Below are 17,310 nucleotides of genomic sequence, written 5' to 3'. Positions count from 1 at the left end.
GCGCGCGGTGCGGCATCGCGTCCGGATTGCAACGAGAATTTGCTCGGCTGCGGATGCGTCGACCCGCGCCGAACCCCGCCTTGCCGTCGTTACGGATCAACTTCGGCCTGCACTTTGCGCGTCGCCCGCTAAGCTGACCTGGCAACGCGCGCTGCAACAAAACGAGAGACACCTCGACTTTCCCCTTTTCAGGAGAATAGCAATGCCTTTGGAAACACGCAGCTTGTCCCCGCGCGATGCCGCGCTTGAAATCATGGACGGTTTCAAGGCGCGACTGGGCATCGACCTGGCCGGAATCGCCGGCAACGAAGCACTCACCGTCGAGCAACGCCGTCGCAAGATGATCGCAAAACTGTTGGAGGCGACGCTCGCGGGAATCGATGAGTATCACCGTGCTGAGGGCATCGAGCTCGCGTCGCATGACGACAACACGCTGATCACCGCCGCTTTGGCCGAAGAGCCCACCGAGATCGAACCGAATATCAGCCTGACCCAGCATAATTTCGAAATTGTCCGCGGCTATCGCGGGCAGGAAGTGACCGACTATGTGTACGGTCTGTCCAAACGGCTCGAAGCGATGCAAAACGCCAAGACGCCGGGCCAGCTCGCCATCGAAATCGGCGCGAGCAGCCTGTTCAGCATCGGCGTGGCGATGGCCAAATTGACCTGGACCGCCTGGCGCGGCGGGGCGACCTTCCTCAACGCGCTGCGCACCGGCATCACCACGCTGGGCATGAAGACCGCGATCACCATCATCGTGATCGTGCTGGTCGCATTCCTGCTCTATCTGTTCCTCGAAAACCCGAAAAAGGTGCTGGCGCTGGTGTTCAACGACACGGCGGAAGATCTCGTCGTCACCAATTGGCGCGCCGGGGTCGAGGGCGGCACGGGCGGGAACCTCTATGTCGCGCACGGGCACATGGAGAATTTCATGCAGGATCACGCCAGCGGCGATCTCGATTCACCAATCGTGCAGATCCGCCAACGCTTCTTCTTCGAACCGAACGATCCCGACAATGTCGTGTTCGGCGGGATCTATTTCGCCGATCGCAATTTCGGCCTGCGCGGCAGCGAGGGGGTAATGCTGTTCACATCGCTGAACAGCCCTTTCTCCGCCGCGCATCTCTACGCCGTGCCGTATGTCAACGATAACGGCACCAACATGCGCTTGATGACCGGGCAGAAACCCAATCTCGAAACGCTGTTCCGCGAGATGTACGATACGCGCAAGGTGCGGGTCGATTTCGCCGAGGGCGGGTATCGCTTTACCTCGACCGTGAATGACGCGCGCGGTGGCGTGGTTGGCTTGATCGGCACGATCTCGACGACCTGATCCAAAAACGGCAGGGCGTGGCGGACGCAGTCCGGCATGCCCTGCTGGCCACGACGCGATCCGCCTCGCTCAAGCGAGCGCCGGGCTTCCCTCCACCTGCGGCCCCACCCGCGCCCGCTTGCGCCATGGCAGCACGCGGCGCTCCACCAGCGAACGCCACGCCCATTCGACCGGCGCAATGTCGAAATGCCGCACCCACACATTGGCGCCGATCAGCAACGCCGCATTGATGAGGAAGGCCGTTACCATCAGCGGTCCCCATGTCATCTTGCCGTACAGGCCGAGCATGAATGGCGGGTACAGCACCCACAGGCAGATCAGCGTCTGCGCGATATAGATCGACAGCGCCGTCCGCCCGGCCGCGACGAACGGGCGCAACAGCCGCGCCCCGACGGCGCTGCTGACGAGCAGGTTGATCAGCGCGACATGCCCCAGCGTCATCGCCTGCCGCGCAAACTCATAGCTCGCCCAGAAGGTATAGGGACCATTGCCGAATTCCATCTGTTCGGACGCGCCGATGACCCGCAGCGTGATGCCGACGGCATAAGCGATCAGTGCGGTCCAGACGTAAAAGCGCCGCGAGCGCCGCCCCTGCAGGATGCCGAGCTTATAAAGCGCGGCACCGATCAGCATGACGCTCGCCGCTTCCCATACGAACAATATCTCGAGGAACTGCGACTCGATATCGAGGAAGGAGCCCCATTGTGCGTGCGCCCAGGTGATGAAAGTGCCCTTGCGCGCTTTGTCTTCGGCGGCGATGTCGTTGTGCGATTTGGCGCGGGCCTCGGCGCGCTTTTTGTCCCGCTCGGCCTTGTCCTTCAGGACCTTGCGTTCTTCCGCAGTCGGCTTGGTTCCGGCGGCCACCTTGGCCTCGATCGCCGCCACTTGCGCGCGCGTCTGCAGCGTCAGGTAATAGCCGAAATAGCCCCCGCCCCCCAATTGGAACAACGCCAGCGTCAGGCCGATCATGATCAGCCATTGCGGGCGCAACCGCCGGAACAGGAACGCGACCAGCGCGGCCAGCCCATAGGTGTGGAGGATGTCCCCGGGCCACAACAGGATGAAGACATGCACCAGCCCGAATGCGAACAGGATGAGATTGCGTACATAATAGCGCCGCATCACCACCCAGCCATTGGCTTTATCGGCCACACGATCGGTCAGGATCACCATCCCCGCGCCGAACAGCATTTCCAGCATGCAGCGGGCGGTGCCATTGGCGAACACTTCGCGCAGCCACCAGGCGATCCGGTCGGTCTGCGACCAGCCGAGATGCCGGATATCGTCGAACGACGCGTAAATCGACTGCCCCATGTCGTTGATGTTCATGAACAGGATGCCGAGGATCGCCACCCCGCGCAGGATGTCCAGCACCGCGATGCGCGGCGCGCCATCGGGTTCGGCGGCGGTGGTCATGGTGACGTCGGACATATTTCCCCCCGGAATAGTCGGCAGCCGACCATAGCGAATCGCGGTGTATCGTGCAAACATGACACGTTGGTCGAGAACGGATGCGGGGGGGGTAGCGAATGCGGCGGATCGGGTCGGCGCAAAAGGCCTTCGCGGCACTTGTTTTAACGGTCCTGCTTCTTGCCGGGGCAACCCCGGTGCTGAGCCAGTCGATCCACGACCGTATTTATCCCGCGCCAACCGCACCAATCGCGACCGCAGTCCTCCCTGCAGGGGCCGAGCGCGTCACGGTCCAAACTAGCGACGCGCTGTCGATCACCGGAGCTGCGGTCGCGGCCGCGCCGGGCAAACCGACGCTGCTGGTGTTCCACGGCAACGGCTCCAGCGCGATGAGCACGCTCGCCTGGTTCGCGCCCGCCATCGCCAAGGGCTATGGCGTCGTAGCAGCGGAATATCGCGGCTATTCGGGCAATCCAGGCCGCGCCGACGAGCCCGGGCTCGCGCGCGATGCCGACGCCTTTTATGCCGAGGCACGGCGGCGGGCCGGGGGCGGGCGGCTGATCGTCGTTGGCCACAGCCTTGGCGGCGGCGTGGCCTTCGGGCTGGCGTCACGGCAAAAGCTGGATGCGCTGGTGACGATTGGCACCTTCACCAGCCTGACCGCGATGGTACCGAAGATCGGGCGCGCGTTCGTCAGCGACCGCTACGACAATCTTGCCACGGTGCCGACGCTGGACGAGCCCTATTTCCTGATCCACGGCCTCGCCGATCAGACCATCCCCGCTGCGATGGGGCAAGAACTCCACAAGGCCGCACACGCCGCCAAACGCACTGGTTTCAGCGTGGTGATCCAGGGGGCCGACCATCACCCTGATGGCGCGCTGATTGCTTCAATCCTGGAAACGATCGTGGCACATCTGGACCACCCCGATGCGGCGGCTTTGCCCCTACCCGACACCGTGAAGATTTATGGCTTCGGTTGAGCCTTGCCGCCACGATATTCGCGCACTCTCTTGACTGGTCTCGCAACATCGTCAGTCTCGATCGCCGAGGTTGGGAGCGGATAATGGTAGGAAAGCGGTTCGTTTTTATAGCCTTGTCCCCATTGCTCCTCGGCGCGCAGAGTCCACCGCAATCGCCCGCTGCCGATGTGGCAGATACCGCTTTGGCTAAGGGGCGCTATCTCGAGGCCAGTGACGCCTTGGCCGCCGCAGCCTTCGGCCCTGACGGCAAAGTGCGTGACGAAGACGCGTTCCAGATGTGGGAACAGGTCAGCCCAATGCTCACCAATGAACTCGACCCAGCCGTGCTGGCCCGTGCAGAGCCTGGCTCGCCCCCCGACCCCAGTTGGGCGACGCGCGTGGCGGCGGCCACTCCACACGATGCGATTGAAGAGATCGTCCGGCGCGCGCGCGACACCAGCATCGTTATCTTGAATGAAGCCCATGATAGCCCGCGCGACCGTGCCTTTGCTTTGCAAGTGGCACGTGCGTTAAAACCCCTTGGGTACTCGACCCTGGCCGCAGAGACGTTTGATAGCGAGCCTGCTGAACCCGGCCACGCCTCGATGATCGACAAACTCAGGCAGGACGGTTTTGTCCGGATCAGCACCGGTTATTACACGCGAGACCCGGTATTTGCGGGCTTTGTGCGCGAGGCTTTGGCGTTAGGGTATCGCCCCGTGGGCTATGAAGAAACCAGCAAACAGCGCCCGAAAGAGGGTGGCATTGCTCCGCGAGAGAAAGCGCAAGCCGAGAATTTGGCAGCGGTGCTTGCGGCTCAACCGACCGCGAAAACGCTGGTTTACGTGGGATATAGTCACGTCGCGGAAGCCCCGCTTCAGTCCCATAGCGGCAAGATCGACTGGATGGCGAGCCGCCTGAAACGGCTGACCGGCATCGATCCCCTTACCATTGACCAGACGACCTTAACCGATCTGTCCCCTCGCGAACGCACTGCATACGCCGCTGCCTCAGCGCGCATCGGGAACCGACCGAGCGTCTTCTTGGAAGGCAACAACCCGCTCATTCTCGGGCGCTATGCTGGTGCGGTTGACCTGCAGGTGGTCCATCCGGCCAGAGCGTATCGCTATGGCCGCCCCCAATGGCTGGTTGAAATGGGTGGCACGCCACTCGCAATCCCGAAAGAGCTGCTGCCGACCTCGGGGCGTCGGCTGATCCAGGTTTTTGCCGCAGATGCCCCGCCGGATGCCGTCCCGCTCGACCAAATTGTGGTACAAGCCGGTGCCCCCTTGCCGATGCTGTTCGCACCCGCCGTACCCGTGCGTTTTACCATCGGTTCATAGCAAGCCGCTCTGGCACAAACAAAAAGGGCACGGGGACCAAAGCCCCCGCGCCCTCCTGTTAGCCTCACGGCCAGCCGTCCGATTACTCGGCAGCGCCGCCCTTGGCCGGACGGGTGTCGCGGCGCTCGGCGATACGTGCCGACTTGCCGGTACGACCACGCAGATAATAGAGCTTCGCACGACGCACTGCGCCCTTGCGGACGACTTCGATGCTGTCGACGTTGGGCGAATAGAGCGGGAAAACGCGCTCTACGCCTTCACCGAACGAAATCTTCCGCACGGTGAAGTTCGAGCCCATGCCCTTGTTGGAACGCGCGATGCACACGCCTTCATAATTCTGAACGCGGGTGCGCTCGCCTTCGACCACCTTCACGCCGACCTTGAGCGTATCGCCAGGGCGGAATTCGGGGATCTTCTTGGTCTCGAGAAACTTGGCAATGTTCTCGGCTTCGATCGTCTGGATGAGATTCATCTCATGCGTCCTTGTCTGTCTGTCGCGCGCCAGAGGGCGACTGGACCCGAGCACCCTCATGACGCTCCCACAGGTCCGGCCGCCTTAGCCGTGTTTCGGTCTCGGCCATGTGCTTGCGCCATGCCGAAATCCTCGCATGATCCCCCGATCGCAACACTTCGGGGATCGTGCGCCCTTCCCATTCAAATGGTCGGGTATATTGCGGATATTCGAGGAGCCCCGTTTCGAAGCTCTCGTCCACGCCGCTATAAGCCGCGCCCATTACGCCGGGGAGCAGCCGAATGCAAGCGTCGAGCAGCACCAGCGCCCCCATCTCGCCGCCCGACAGGATATAGTCGCCAATCGACACTTCCTCGATTTCGCGCGCGGCGAAGATGCGCTCGTCAAACCCCTCGAAGCGGCCGCACAGGATGGTGACGCCCGGCCCTTCCGCCAGGCTACGCACGCGCGCCTGGGTGAGCGGGGCGCCACGCGGCGTCATGGCGAGCAGCGGACGCCCCGCGGGCACGCTGTCGATCGCCGCCGCCAGCACATCGGGGCGCAACACCATCCCCGCCCCGCCCCCCGCCGGAGTTCCGTCGACGGTGCTGTGCTTGTCGGTGGCGAAATCGCGGATGTTGCGCGCGTCGAGGCTCCAGCGCCCCTCGGCCAGCGCGCGACCGGCAAGAGAAATGCCAAGCGGCCCGGGAAACATCTCGGGGTAAAGCGTTAAGACGGTGGCGGCGAAGGACATTGGGCTCCTTCCCCCGCCCGCCTCCGAAAGGCAAGACGCGTGGACGACTGCATCATCATCGGCGCTGGCCCGGCCGGGCTCACCGCCGCCATCTATCTCGCGCGCTTCCATTTGCGCATCCGCTTGTTCGATTGCGGCAGCAGCCGAGCCGCGCTGATCCCGCGCACGCACAACCATGCCGGTTATCCCGGCGGGGTGAAAGGCACGGAGTTACTGCGCTTGATGCTGGAGCAAGCCGAGGAATTCGGCGCGACGCGCGAACAGGCGGAAGTCACCGAAATCGTTCCGACAGGCGACACGTTCGACGTGCGCGTGGGCGATCACCGGTATCCGGCCCGCTCGGTCCTGCTGGCTACCGGCGTGGTCAACCACCGACCCGACATGGCGGGGGATGTGCATGACGAAGCGCTGGCGCGCGGGCTGCTGCGCTATTGTCCGATCTGCGATGTCTATGAAGTCACCGACAAGCGCGTCGGCGTGATCGGCACTGGCGACCACGGAATGAAGGAAGCGCTGTTCCTGCGCGGCTTCACCCGCGATGTTACCCTGATTGCGCCCGGTGCCGCGCATGAACTCGACGCGACGTGCCGCGCCAAACTGGAAGACGCGGGCATCGTTCATGTCGATGGCCCCTGCACACCAATCCGCATTGCCGGGGACGCGATCGAGGTCACCACGCCGGGCGGTGCGCTACGCTTCGACAGCGTCTATCCGGCACTGGGGTCGACGATCCGCTCCAGCCTCGCCGTTGCGGCCGGCGCGCGGGCGACCGCCGATGGCTGCCTCGAAGTCGACGATCATCAACGCACCTCGATCCCGGGCTTGTTCGCCGCGGGCGATGTGGTGAAAGGGCTCGATCAAATCAGCCATGCCATGGGCGAAGCCGGTGTCGCCGCAACCACCATTCGCAACCTGCTCGACGAACGCCGCCCGATCAGGCGCTGACCGACCAGTTCTCGACGCGCAGGCCCGGCACATCGGCGAAATCGGCTTCGTTATTGGTGACGATGGTCGCGCCCAGGCTCAGCGCATGCGCGGCGAGCAAACGGTCGAAACGGGCGCGTTTGAAGGGCAGCCGCGCATATTCGCGCGCCGCAGCGTCGTCGAAGGAAAGAATCGGGATCACCGCGACAAAACTCGCCAGAACTTCCGGTGACGGCGGCTTTCCAACAAAGGTGCCGACGGCGATCTCCGCGAAACTGATCGCGGAGATCGCCACCTCGCCCGGAAAGCACGTCGCCAAGCGATCGTTCACTGCCGAAAATCGCTCCGACATCGTGTAGATCGCCATGTCGGCATCAATGAGATAGCGCGTCACGCGTCGCGCGCTGCAAGTCGCTTTGCGATCGTGCTGGGCCGTTCATCGAAATCGCCATGCGGAATTAAGCGTGCGCCGGGTGCCTTGCCCGCGAAACCGCTAATGTCGATCGTCCGCCGGGGCGCGTCGACGGGTTCTACGCGAAACGACATCGGCGCCTCCTTGACCATACGCACTTCGGTGCCTTCGGGAATGCCCATCCCCTTGGGCAGCCGCAACGCGACCGAATTGCCCGACTTGAATGTGGTACCCTTATATTCGTCGTCCGGCATCGCAGCCTCCGTATACACGTTACGTATATACTAGACCACGAAGGCAGTGTCAACGACGAGGCGCTCCGCATTCCAATCGGGTACGGCATCGGCGTTCATCGGGACCATGAAGCGCTTCTTGTCGGGCCGTTCGACTTCAATCACGTCGCCCGCGCCGAAATCATCGATCGCGACGACCTGCCCCAGCGCCTCACCTTCCAGCGAGACGACGGGCAAGCCGAGCAGATCGGCATGATAATATTCGCCCGGCTCCAGCGGCGGCAACGCCGAGCGCGGTACGGTCAGTTCTGTGCCGCGCAACGCCTCGGCGGCGTTGCGGTCGGTCACTTCGGCAATGCGGGCGATCGCGCCATTGCTGCCGTGGCGCACGGACTTCAGCGTCAGTGCGCCACCATTGAACACCTTGTAGCTGCTCAGGTCCTCGGTGAAGACCTTGAGACGGACTTCCCCCGTCACACCGTGCGCGCCGATGATGACGGCGAGCGTGACGGGGGAATCGGGTCGCATCAGCCGTTCGCCGGGGTTTCTTCAGCGGTTGCCTCGGCAACGGCTTCGGCTTCCGGGGTCGGGGTTTCGGTTGCGGCTTCTACCTCAGCGGCCATGACAGCTTCGGCTTCAGCAGCTGCGGCAGCGGCCTTGGCCTCTTCCTCAGCGGCAGCAGCGGCGACCTTGGCGGCCTCGGCATCGTCCAGCTTCTTCTGGCGCTCTTCCAGGCGCTCGGTCGCCTTTTCGCCGGGCTTGCCCTTGTTCGGGTTGTTGCGGGCTGCACGCTCGCGCACGCCGGTCACGTCGAGGAAACGCGCAACGCGGTCGGTCGGCTGCGCGCCGACGCCCAGCCAATAGTTCGCACGCTCGGTGTCGAGCACGATGCGCTTCTCGTCGTCCTTGGCGAGCAGTGGGTTGTAGGTGCCGATCTTCTCGATGAACTTGCCGTCGCGCGGGTTGCGCGCATCGGCAACGACGATGCGATAGTAAGGGCGCTTCTTGGAACCACCGCGCGAGAGACGAATGCTGACTGCCATTTTCTGTACCTTCTTCTTTTAATACGTTGATTGGGTTGAACTTATTTCTTCTTGAGCAAATTCTCGAAGCCGGGCGGAAGCTTGGTCTGGCCGCCGCCGAGGCCAGGAAGGCCACCACCGCCGCCGCTGAGCATCTTCGCCGGATCGATCCCGCCGCCCAGCGCACCGCCCAGCCCACCAAGACCGCCGCCACCGCCGAACATCTTGGCCATGCCGGCCAAGCCGCCCATCTTTTTGATCTTCTTCATGGCATTCGCCATTTCCTGATGCATCTTGATGAGCTTGTTGACGTCCTGCACCGTGGTGCCGGAACCCTTGGCGATACGGATCTTGCGCTTGGCGTTGAGCAGTTCCGGCTTGCGGCGTTCCTTCGGCGTCATCGAGGTGATGATCGCGTCCATCCGCACCAGTACCTTTTCGCCGCCGACCTGGTCGACTTGCGCCTGCGCCTTCTTCATGCCGGGGATCATACCCGCCAGCGCGCCGATGCCGCCCATGCGCTGCATCTGCGCAAGCTGCGCGCGCAGATCGTCCATGTCGAACAAGCCCTTGGCGAGCTTGGCCGCCATCTTCTCGGCATCTTCGACCTGGATCGCTTCGGCCGCACGCTCGACCAGGCCGACCACGTCGCCCATGCCGAGGATCCGCCCGGCAACGCGCTTGGGGTCGAACGCTTCCAGCGCTTCGAGCTTTTCGCCCATGCCGGCGAACTTGATCGGCTTGCCGGTGACGGCACGCATCGACAGCGCCGCACCACCACGCGCATCGCCGTCCATGCGGGTCAGCACGACGCCGGTCAGCGCGACCTGATCGGAGAAGTTCTTGGCGACGTTGACCGCATCCTGCCCGGTCAGCGCATCGACCACGAGCAGGATTTCGGTCGGCTTGGTCACTTCGGCGACCGCGCGCATTTCGTCCATCAGCGCCTGGTCGACATGCAGACGCCCTGCCGTGTCGAGCATCAGGACGTCATAGCCCTGCAGCTTCGCTGCCTGCAGCGCGCGCCGTGCGATGTCGACCGGCTGCTGCCCGGCTACGATCGGCAGGGTCGCAACATCGGCCTGCGTGCCGAGTACGGCCAACTGCTCCTGCGCATTCGGGCGATTGACGTCGAGCGACGCCATCAACACCTTCTTGCCTTGTTTCTTGGCGAGCCGCAGCGCGATCTTCGCGGTCGTCGTCGTCTTGCCCGAGCCTTGCAGACCGACCATCATCACGATCGCGGGCGGGGTGACGTCGAGTTCAAGATCCGACGCTTCGGACCCGAGCATCTCGACCAGCGCGTCGTTGACGATCTTGACGACTTGCTGGCCGGGTGTGACCGAGCGCAGCACGTTCTGGCCGACCGCCTGTTCGGTGACCTTATCGACGAAATCGCGCGCCACCGGCAAAGCGACGTCGGCTTCGAGCAAGGCCACGCGCACTTCGCGCATCGCTGCGCGCACGTCGGCGTCGGTCAGCGCACCGCGCCCCCGCAACCGATCGAACACACCGCCAAGACGGTCGCTCAGGCTCTCGAACATCCGAAAAAACCCTTCTCAAAAGTCGCTTTTGCCCAGTAACGCAAAGAACGCCGGCGGACGAAACCTCGTCGGCCGGCGTAGCCCCGTGGGGCAGCCTTCACGCACCTGAACAGGAGCGATTGAGGTTGCCCCTACCGCAACACAAGCAATTGCGCAACCATCCGGCTTAACACGATCTACACGGGTAGCGTGGGATGGACACGAACCGGGAAAGCGTTGGGGCGAAAGACAGCATGATGGCCGAGTCGAGGGTTGGCGAAACGAGCGAGCAGGGCACACGGGTGCCCGCCGAACGCCACGACATCTTGAACGGCGCGATCACGGTGGCGGCGATTCTGTTGTTCGTCGGCACCGGCAGTGCAGCGCTATCGTCGACGATCCAACGCTATTTCAACGATGGCCCCGGCCCCGACCAGACACTCGTCATCGCCTTGCTGCTCAACGTCGCGCTGATCCTGTTCGGGTGGCGTCGCCACCGCGAGTTGGCGCATGAAGTGGCGATACGGACCGCTGCTGAGGAACGTGCGCAATTGCTCGCCTCCAAGGATCCGCTGACGGGCTTCCTCAACCGCCGCAGCCTGGCCGAGGAAGGGGCGGCCATGTTCGTCCGGGCACAGGCCCGCCATAAAGCGATGGCGTTGCTGATGCTCGACCTCGACCATTTCAAGACCGTCAACGACATGCACGGCCACGCAACGGGCGATGCCCTCCTTCAGCAAGTCGCCGTGCAAATTGCCGAAGCGATGCCCAGCGTTGCGCTGACCGCGCGCTTCGGCGGCGACGAATTCGCCTGCGCCTTCCTATTCGACCCCACCGACCCATCCACCGTCGAACGCATCGCCGAAAAGCTCGTCAGCCGTCTGGCGCAGCCGTTCCAGGCCGGCGGATTGCAGCTGCACATCTCGGTATCGGTGGGCATCGCGCGTTCGGACTTCGATTGCACCAGCATCGATGCGCTGATGCGCGCCGCCGACATCGCGATGTATTCGGCCAAGAATTCCGGGCGCAATCGCTTCGCCTGGTTCGACCAGTCGATGGAGCGCGAGTTGCAGGTCCGCAACGATCTGGAAGTGGGCCTGCGCAGCGCCATCCCGCGCGCTGAAATCGTGCCCTATTTCGAGCAGCAGATTCACCTGGCGACCGGACGACTGAGCGGTTTCGAAGTGCTGGCGCGCTGGGACCATCCGACGCGCGGGCTGATCGGCCCCGACGCCTTTATCCCGATTGCCGAGGAAACCGGCATGATCGCCGATCTGTCGCTGTCGGTGATGCGCCAGGCCTTCCTCGCCGCCAAGGACTGGGACGCCAGCCTGTCGCTGTCGGTGAACATTTCGCCGTGGCAGTTGAAGGATGCGTGGCTCGCACAGAAGATCATCAAGGTGCTGACCGAAACCGGCTTCCCGGCCAGTCGGCTGGAAATCGAGATCACCGAGACGTCATTGTTTCATAACCTCGCGCTGGCGCAATCGATCGTGGGGAGCCTCAAGAACCAGGGCGTGCGCCTCGCACTTGATGATTTCGGCACGGGCTATTCCTCGCTCGCGCATCTGCGCGCGCTGCCCTTCGACCAGATCAAGATCGACAAGAGCTTCATCATGTCGATCAACGAGAATAGCGAAAGCGCGGCGATCGTCACCGCAATCACGCGGCTGGGCGAGAGCCTCAACCTGCCGATCACCGCCGAGGGCATAGAGGATGCGAGCATCGAGGAACGGCTGCGCGCGCTGGGCTGCGCCAAGGGCCAGGGGTATTTCTACGGCCGTCCGACCAGCATCGCCGTTACCCGGCGGCTGTTGGCCGAGCGGCGGCTGTTGCAGGTGGTGACGACCGATCCGGCCTTCCAACCGGCAGAGGAACACCGCCGGGCGAGCTGACGTTGTCACCATCGTCGAGCGGGGCGGTGCATGGACTTCGCCCGCATCCGCTCCTAGATCGCCCGCAATGCCCGGTCCCCAGATCATCAGCCTTGGCTGCCGCCTGAACATCGCCGAGAGCGAAGCGATCCGCGCGCTCACGGCTGGGCGGGACCTGGTCGTCATCAACAGTTGCGCGGTCACCAATACCGCCGTTGCCGAAACGCGCAAAGCGATCCGCCGCGCCCGCGCCGACCGACCGGGTGCCGAGATCGTCGTCACCGGGTGCGCGGCGCAGATCGACCCTACCGCCTTTGCTGCGATGCCCGAGGTCGACCGTGTGCTCGGCAATGCCGAAAAGCTTTCAGGAGACGCCTGGGCCGCGCCAGAACCGGTGCTGGTCGGCGATATTGCACGGGTCCGCGAAACCGCACCCCACCTCGCCCCCGCCTTCAGCGCGCACGCCCGCGCCTTTGTCGAGGTGCAGAATGGCTGCGACCATCGCTGCACCTTCTGCGTGATCCCCCAGGGGCGCGGCAACAGCCGCTCGGTCCCCGCCGGAGCTGCGATCGATCGCATCGCCGCTTTGGCCGAGGCAGGGCATCGCGAAGTGGTGCTGACCGGAGTCGACCTCACCAGCTATGGTCCCGATTTGCCCGGTGCGCCCACGCTCGGGCAATTGGTCGAGCGCATCCTGCACCGTGTCCCCGCGCTCGAACGGCTGCGGCTGTCGTCGCTCGACGGGATCGAGATCGACGACCGGCTGTTCGCGCTGCTGACGCAGGAAAAGCGGATGATGCCGCATGTCCACCTCTCGCTCCAGGCGGGCAGCGACCTGATCCTGAAGCGGATGAAGCGCCGCCATAGTCGCGCGCAAAGCGTCGGGCTGGTCGAGCGGTTGAAGGCCGCGCGGCCCGACATTGCGATCGGGGCCGATCTGATCGCGGGCTTCCCGACCGAGGATGATGCGCTGTTCGCCGAGACGCTGGCGTTGATCGACGATTGCGACATCGTCCACGCCCACATCTTTCCCTATTCCGAGCGCGACGGCACCCCCGCTGCACGGATGCCCGCCGTGCCGGTGCCGGTCCGCAAGGCCCGGGCGGCGCTGCTGCGCGAGGCAGGCGCGCGGCGCAAGGCGGCGTGGCTGCAGACTTTGGTCGGCACGAAGCAAGACGTGCTGGTCGAACGGCCCGGCGATCGCGGGCATACGCCCGGCTTTGCCGAGGTGCGCTTCTCCCTCCCCCCCGTTCGCCCTGAGCCTGTCGAAGGGCAGCCTTCACCACAAGCCACGTTCTCCGCAGCGAGCAGTGCTTCGACAAGCTCAGCACGAACGGTGGAGGGGGCAGCACGAACGGCCGGAAGTATATCCGCCATCCATATCCTCGCCACCGACGGCAAAACCCTCACCGGAATCCCCGCATGACATCCTGGCACGAAAAACTCCTCGGCGGGTTCAAACGCACCTCGGATCGGCTGATCGGCAATCTTGCCGGACTCGGCACCGGGCCACTCGACAAAGCGACGCTCGACGAGATCGAGGAAGCGCTGATCGCCTCCGATCTCGGCCCCGAAACCGCCGCCCGCATCCGCCAGCGCTTGTCCGTGGGCACCTTCGAGCGCGGCATGGAAGAACTGGGCATTCGCCTGGTCGTCGCCGAGGAAATCGAGAAGGTGCTCGATACCGTCGCCACGCCGCTCGAGATCACCGGCTTCCCGCGTCCGCACGTCATCCTCGTCATCGGCGTCAACGGCTCGGGCAAGACCACCACGATCGCCAAGCTCGCGCATTGGCTGAAAGAACAGGATTATGGCGTCATGCTGGCGGCGGGCGACACCTTCCGCGCCGCCGCGATCGGCCAGCTCGCCACCTGGGCCGAGCGCGCAGGCGTGCCGATCATCAGCGGCAAGGAAGGCGGCGACGCGGCGGGGATCGTCTATGAAGCGGTCAAGCAAGCCACCGCCACCGGCATCGACGTGCTGATCGTCGACACCGCCGGTCGCCTGCAGAACAAACGCGAGCTGATGGACGAACTGTCCAAGATCCGCCGCGTACTCGGTCGCCTCAATGTCGATAGCCCGCATGACGTGCTGCTCGTGCTCGATGCCACTACCGGACAGAATGCGCTCAACCAGATCGAGGTGTTCAAGGAAAGCGCCGGGGTCACCGGCCTCGTCATGACCAAGCTCGACGGCACTGCGCGCGGCGGCATGCTGGTGGCGGCGGCGGAGAAATACGGCCTGCCGATCCACGCGATCGGCGTGGGCGAAGGCATGGGCGATCTGCGCCCGTTCGATGCGAATGAAGTTGCGCGCATCATCGCCGGCGTGGAAGGGGTCCGCAAATGACCGCCACCCCCATCAAAAAAGCCCCGCTCGGCGCGGGCCAGCGCCTCGCCATCGACATTGGCCCGATCGCGATCTTCTTCCTCGTCAATTTCCTGACGCCAGGGCTGGACATGGTCAAACTGATCGCCGGCACCGCAGCCTTCATGATCGCGAGCATCGCCGCCATGATTTATTCTCTGGTCCGCGCCGGACGCATCTCGCCGATGCTTTGGCTGACCGGCACGCTGGTGCTCGTGTTCGGCGGGCTGACGCTGTATTTCCACAATAAGGATTTCATCCAGATCAAGCCGACCGTGATCTATGCGATGCTGTCGGCGATCCTCGTGTTCGGACTGGTAACCGGGCGACCATTGCTGAGTCTGTTCCTTGAGGCCGCCTATCCGGGCCTGACCGAGACCGGCTGGCGGAAGCTGACGATCAACTGGGCGATCTTTTTCGCGTTCCTCGCCGTGCTCAACGAAGTCGTCCGGCACGAATTCAGCTACACCTTCTGGCTTGGTTTCAAGCTGTGGGGCGTCATTCCGCTGACGCTGATTTTTGCATTTGCGAACGTGCCGATGCTGATGAAGCACGGCTTTAGCGTGAACAGCGAACCACCAATCCCGCCACAGGAATAATTGCAACCGCCGTTAGGCGTGCCAATCGCGGGGGAGAGCAGACCCTGCTCAATCCCCCGCACGATCGTGTCGCCGGTGCCGGTCTTTCCGGCGGCCTACCTCTTCCGCGTTTTTGTTCTGATACGGCGCTACGACAGCACGAACGAGTATAGCAGGCGCTCAAACAAAAAAAAGGCCGGTCTCGCGACCGGCCGGGAAAGTTTTAGGAGAGGATGCCTGAAAGGCACCTTCTTTGTGCAGTGCAGCAGACACTTGCGCAACTGCAATATACGATTTTACGATTGCATATTGTGCAATCGCATCATCCGAAACGTGCGATTCAGGCGGCGTCGAACCGCTTGCCCGCTTCGTCCCAGTTTACCACATTCCACCACGCCTTCAGATAGCCGGGGCGATCGTTCTTGTAGGTCAGGTAATAGGCGTGTTCCCACACGTCATTGGCGAGGATCGGCGTGCCCTTGTCCTTGGCATCGTCCATCAGCGGATTGTCCTGATTGGGGGTCGATACGACCTTCAGCGCGCCGCTCGCATCCTTGATCACCCACGCCCAGCCCGAACCGAACTGGCCCGCACCCTTGCCGTTGAAATCTTCCTTGAGCTTGTCGAGGCCGCCATAGGCTTCGATCGCCTCGGCGAGCGCGCCCGACGGCTGGGTGGTGCCGGCCGGGGCCATGATCTTCCAGAAGAAATCATGGTTCCAGAAGCCACCACCATTGTTGCGCACCAGCGGCGGCAGCGTCGAGATGATGTCGAAAATCTCTTCGATCGTCTTGCCTTCAAGCTTCGGATCGGCCGCAACACCCTCGTTCAGCTTCGCGGTATACGCCGCGTGATGCTTGTCGTGGTGATACTTCATCGTCTCTTCGCTGATGGTCGGCTCCAGCGCATCATAAGCGTAGGGCAATGGGGGAAGTTCGAAAGCCATGGGTCTTCTCCTTGAAAAGCTCGCGAGACGCTAACGTCAGGCCCGGCAAATGGGTCCGCGCGGCTCGTTACGCAACCGATTCCGCATTCGCACCTGAAATCAATCCGTGGCGCTTCAGCGCGTGGCGGAGCTGGTCGTAACTGAGCCCCAGCGCGTCGGCTGTCGCGCGCTGGTTAAAGCGATTCTCGGCCAGGGCCGATTGCAGCATTTCGCGCTCGAACCGCGCCAGCCGTGCCTTGTAATCCATCGGCGTGTCCGGGTTACTTGGAGGCTGCGGCGCAGCGGGTGGTGGGGTATCGGACACGGGCTCGGCCGGGGGCTGCACCGTCGGCGGGCGATGCGGCGACTGGAACGGGTCGAACTGAATCGCATCGATCGGGCTGTCCTCGTCCCAGCGATACACCGCACGCTCCACCACGTTGCGCAATTCGCGGACATTGCCCGGCCATTGATAGGCGACCAAAGCCGCCTGCGCCGCCTTGGTGAAGCCCGGCCAATCCTCGCGCCCGAGTTCGGAGGCCATGCGCCGCCCGAAATGCTCGGCCAGCACCAGCACGTCGCCAACGCGCGCGCGCAGCGGCGGCAGCGTCACCACCTCAAAACTTAGCCGGTCGAGCAGATCGGCGCGGAACTGATGCCGCGCGACCTTGTCAGGCAAATGTTCGTTGGTCGCCGCGACGATCCGCACATCGACGCGCATCGGCCGAGACGATCCGATGCGCGTGACTTCGCCATATTCGACCGCGCGCAACAACCGGTCCTGCGCCGCCATCGACAGCGTGCCGAGTTCGTCGAGAAACAAGGTCCCGCGATGCGCCTCCTCGAACCGCCCTGCCCGCGCCTTGGTGGCACCCGTGAACGCGCCTGCTTCATGGCCGAACAGTTCTGCCTCGATCAGCGTCTCGGGCAGTGCCGCACAATTCATGATGACGAGCGGCTGGTCCCAGCGCGGCGAAAGGCGGTGGAGGCGCTCGGCGACCAACTCCTTACCGGTGCCGCGCTCGCCGATCACCAGCACCGGGCGGTCGAGCGCCGCGGCGCGGCTGGCGAGTTCCAGCGCATCCAGGAACGCGCCCGATTGACCAATGACGTGCGTTGTCCGTTCCATTCCCAAGGCTTGGCGTAAAATCCCAAGCCTTGGCAAGTCCGATTTTCGTTCATCTCCCAGAAAGGCGCGG

The 17,310-nt window shown here is 63.7% G+C and carries 18 protein-coding genes; 8 read left to right on the top strand and 10 right to left on the bottom strand.

Going from position 1 to position 17,310, the window contains the following annotated elements; translation table 11 throughout:
* Positions 1-202 precede the first annotated feature (202 nt).
* On the top strand, positions 203-1,333 hold the full coding sequence (locus EJC47_RS06920) for a hypothetical protein (protein ID WP_221885160.1): 1,131 nt from the start codon (positions 203-205) through the stop codon (positions 1,331-1,333).
* A gap of 69 nt (positions 1,334-1,402) precedes the next feature.
* Here the strand turns inward: EJC47_RS06920 and EJC47_RS06915 are convergent, their stop codons facing one another.
* A complete protein-coding gene (locus EJC47_RS06915) occupies positions 1,403-2,764 on the bottom strand; it encodes a DUF418 domain-containing protein (protein WP_126846310.1) in 1,362 nt (453 codons plus the stop codon).
* 98 nt (positions 2,765-2,862) lie between these two features.
* Here EJC47_RS06915 and EJC47_RS06910 point away from each other — a divergent pair, with 98 nt between their 5' ends.
* Positions 2,863-3,726, top strand: a complete 864-nt coding sequence (locus EJC47_RS06910; protein WP_126846308.1) for an alpha/beta hydrolase — start codon at positions 2,863-2,865, stop codon at positions 3,724-3,726.
* A complete protein-coding gene (locus EJC47_RS06905) occupies positions 3,723-5,048 on the top strand; it encodes a hypothetical protein (protein ID WP_126846306.1) in 1,326 nt (441 codons plus the stop codon). Before EJC47_RS06910 ends, EJC47_RS06905 begins: the two co-directional genes overlap by 4 nt.
* A gap of 82 nt (positions 5,049-5,130) precedes the next feature.
* Here the strand turns inward: EJC47_RS06905 and rplS are convergent, their stop codons facing one another.
* Entirely contained in the window at positions 5,131-5,520 is a 390-nt protein-coding gene (gene rplS / locus EJC47_RS06900) for a 50S ribosomal protein L19 (RefSeq protein ID WP_010402880.1), read from the bottom strand.
* Between the two features lies 1 nt (position 5,521).
* On the bottom strand, positions 5,522-6,253 hold the full coding sequence (gene trmD / locus EJC47_RS06895; protein ID WP_126846305.1) for a tRNA (guanosine(37)-N1)-methyltransferase TrmD: 732 nt from the start codon (positions 6,251-6,253) through the stop codon (positions 5,522-5,524).
* Positions 6,254-6,292: 39 nt separating this feature from the next.
* On the opposite strand from trmD, the gene EJC47_RS06890 reads away from it, so the two are divergent.
* Positions 6,293-7,198 (top strand): NAD(P)/FAD-dependent oxidoreductase, encoded by a 906-nt coding sequence (locus EJC47_RS06890; RefSeq protein WP_126846304.1) that lies wholly within the window; start codon positions 6,293-6,295, stop codon positions 7,196-7,198.
* On the opposite strand, the gene EJC47_RS06885 is transcribed toward EJC47_RS06890, so the two are convergent.
* The 5 genes from EJC47_RS06885 to ffh are packed head-to-tail and all read right to left on the bottom strand — an operon-like array spanning position 7,188 to position 10,388.
* Entirely contained in the window at positions 7,188-7,571 is a 384-nt protein-coding gene (locus EJC47_RS06885) for a type II toxin-antitoxin system VapC family toxin (protein ID WP_126846303.1), read from the bottom strand. The two genes, EJC47_RS06890 and EJC47_RS06885, sit on opposite strands and share 11 nt — an antisense overlap.
* Positions 7,568-7,843 (bottom strand): AbrB/MazE/SpoVT family DNA-binding domain-containing protein, encoded by a 276-nt coding sequence (locus EJC47_RS06880; protein WP_033963866.1) that lies wholly within the window; start codon positions 7,841-7,843, stop codon positions 7,568-7,570. The genes EJC47_RS06885 and EJC47_RS06880 overlap by 4 nt, the downstream gene beginning before the upstream one ends.
* Before the next feature lie 30 nt (positions 7,844-7,873).
* The gene (gene rimM, locus EJC47_RS06875; RefSeq protein WP_126846301.1) at positions 7,874-8,350 is read right to left on the bottom strand and encodes a ribosome maturation factor RimM; all 477 of its coding nucleotides are present in this window, start codon (positions 8,348-8,350) and stop codon (positions 7,874-7,876) included.
* Complete coding sequence (rpsP, locus tag EJC47_RS06870) at positions 8,350-8,865, bottom strand: 30S ribosomal protein S16 (RefSeq protein ID WP_010402889.1); 516 nt, start codon at positions 8,863-8,865, stop codon at positions 8,350-8,352. Before rpsP ends, rimM begins: the two co-directional genes overlap by 1 nt.
* A gap of 41 nt (positions 8,866-8,906) precedes the next feature.
* Positions 8,907-10,388: a signal recognition particle protein gene (gene ffh / locus EJC47_RS06865; RefSeq protein ID WP_126846299.1), complete on the bottom strand. Its 1,482-nt coding sequence runs from the start codon at positions 10,386-10,388 to the stop codon at positions 8,907-8,909.
* Positions 10,389-10,621: 233 nt separating this feature from the next.
* Between ffh and EJC47_RS06860 the strand changes: the two genes are divergently transcribed.
* From EJC47_RS06860 to EJC47_RS06845, 4 genes are all read left to right on the top strand, one after another.
* Positions 10,622-12,262 (top strand): putative bifunctional diguanylate cyclase/phosphodiesterase, encoded by a 1,641-nt coding sequence (locus EJC47_RS06860; RefSeq protein ID WP_033963865.1) that lies wholly within the window; start codon positions 10,622-10,624, stop codon positions 12,260-12,262.
* Positions 12,263-12,329: 67 nt separating this feature from the next.
* Positions 12,330-13,667, top strand: a complete 1,338-nt coding sequence (gene mtaB / locus EJC47_RS06855) for a tRNA (N(6)-L-threonylcarbamoyladenosine(37)-C(2))-methylthiotransferase MtaB (RefSeq protein WP_126846297.1) — start codon at positions 12,330-12,332, stop codon at positions 13,665-13,667.
* Entirely contained in the window at positions 13,664-14,590 is a 927-nt protein-coding gene (ftsY, locus tag EJC47_RS06850) for a signal recognition particle-docking protein FtsY (protein WP_033963804.1), read from the top strand. Before mtaB ends, ftsY begins: the two co-directional genes overlap by 4 nt.
* On the top strand, positions 14,587-15,207 hold the full coding sequence (locus EJC47_RS06845; RefSeq protein WP_126846287.1) for an inner membrane-spanning protein YciB: 621 nt from the start codon (positions 14,587-14,589) through the stop codon (positions 15,205-15,207). Before ftsY ends, EJC47_RS06845 begins: the two co-directional genes overlap by 4 nt.
* Before the next feature lie 319 nt (positions 15,208-15,526).
* Here the strand turns inward: EJC47_RS06845 and EJC47_RS06840 are convergent, their stop codons facing one another.
* Positions 15,527-16,132, bottom strand: coding sequence for a superoxide dismutase (locus tag EJC47_RS06840; RefSeq protein WP_033963803.1), 606 nt, complete (start codon positions 16,130-16,132; stop codon positions 15,527-15,529).
* Positions 16,133-16,199: 67 nt separating this feature from the next.
* Positions 16,200-17,240: a phage shock protein operon transcriptional activator gene (gene pspF / locus EJC47_RS06835; protein WP_033963802.1), complete on the bottom strand. Its 1,041-nt coding sequence runs from the start codon at positions 17,238-17,240 to the stop codon at positions 16,200-16,202.
* Positions 17,241-17,310: the final 70 nt, after the last annotated feature.

The organism is Sphingomonas sp. TF3, assembly GCF_003985085.1.
In the GTDB taxonomy this organism is placed as follows: Bacteria; Pseudomonadota; Alphaproteobacteria; order Sphingomonadales; family Sphingomonadaceae; genus Sphingomonas.
This window is presented reverse-complemented; position numbering and strand designations above follow the sequence as displayed.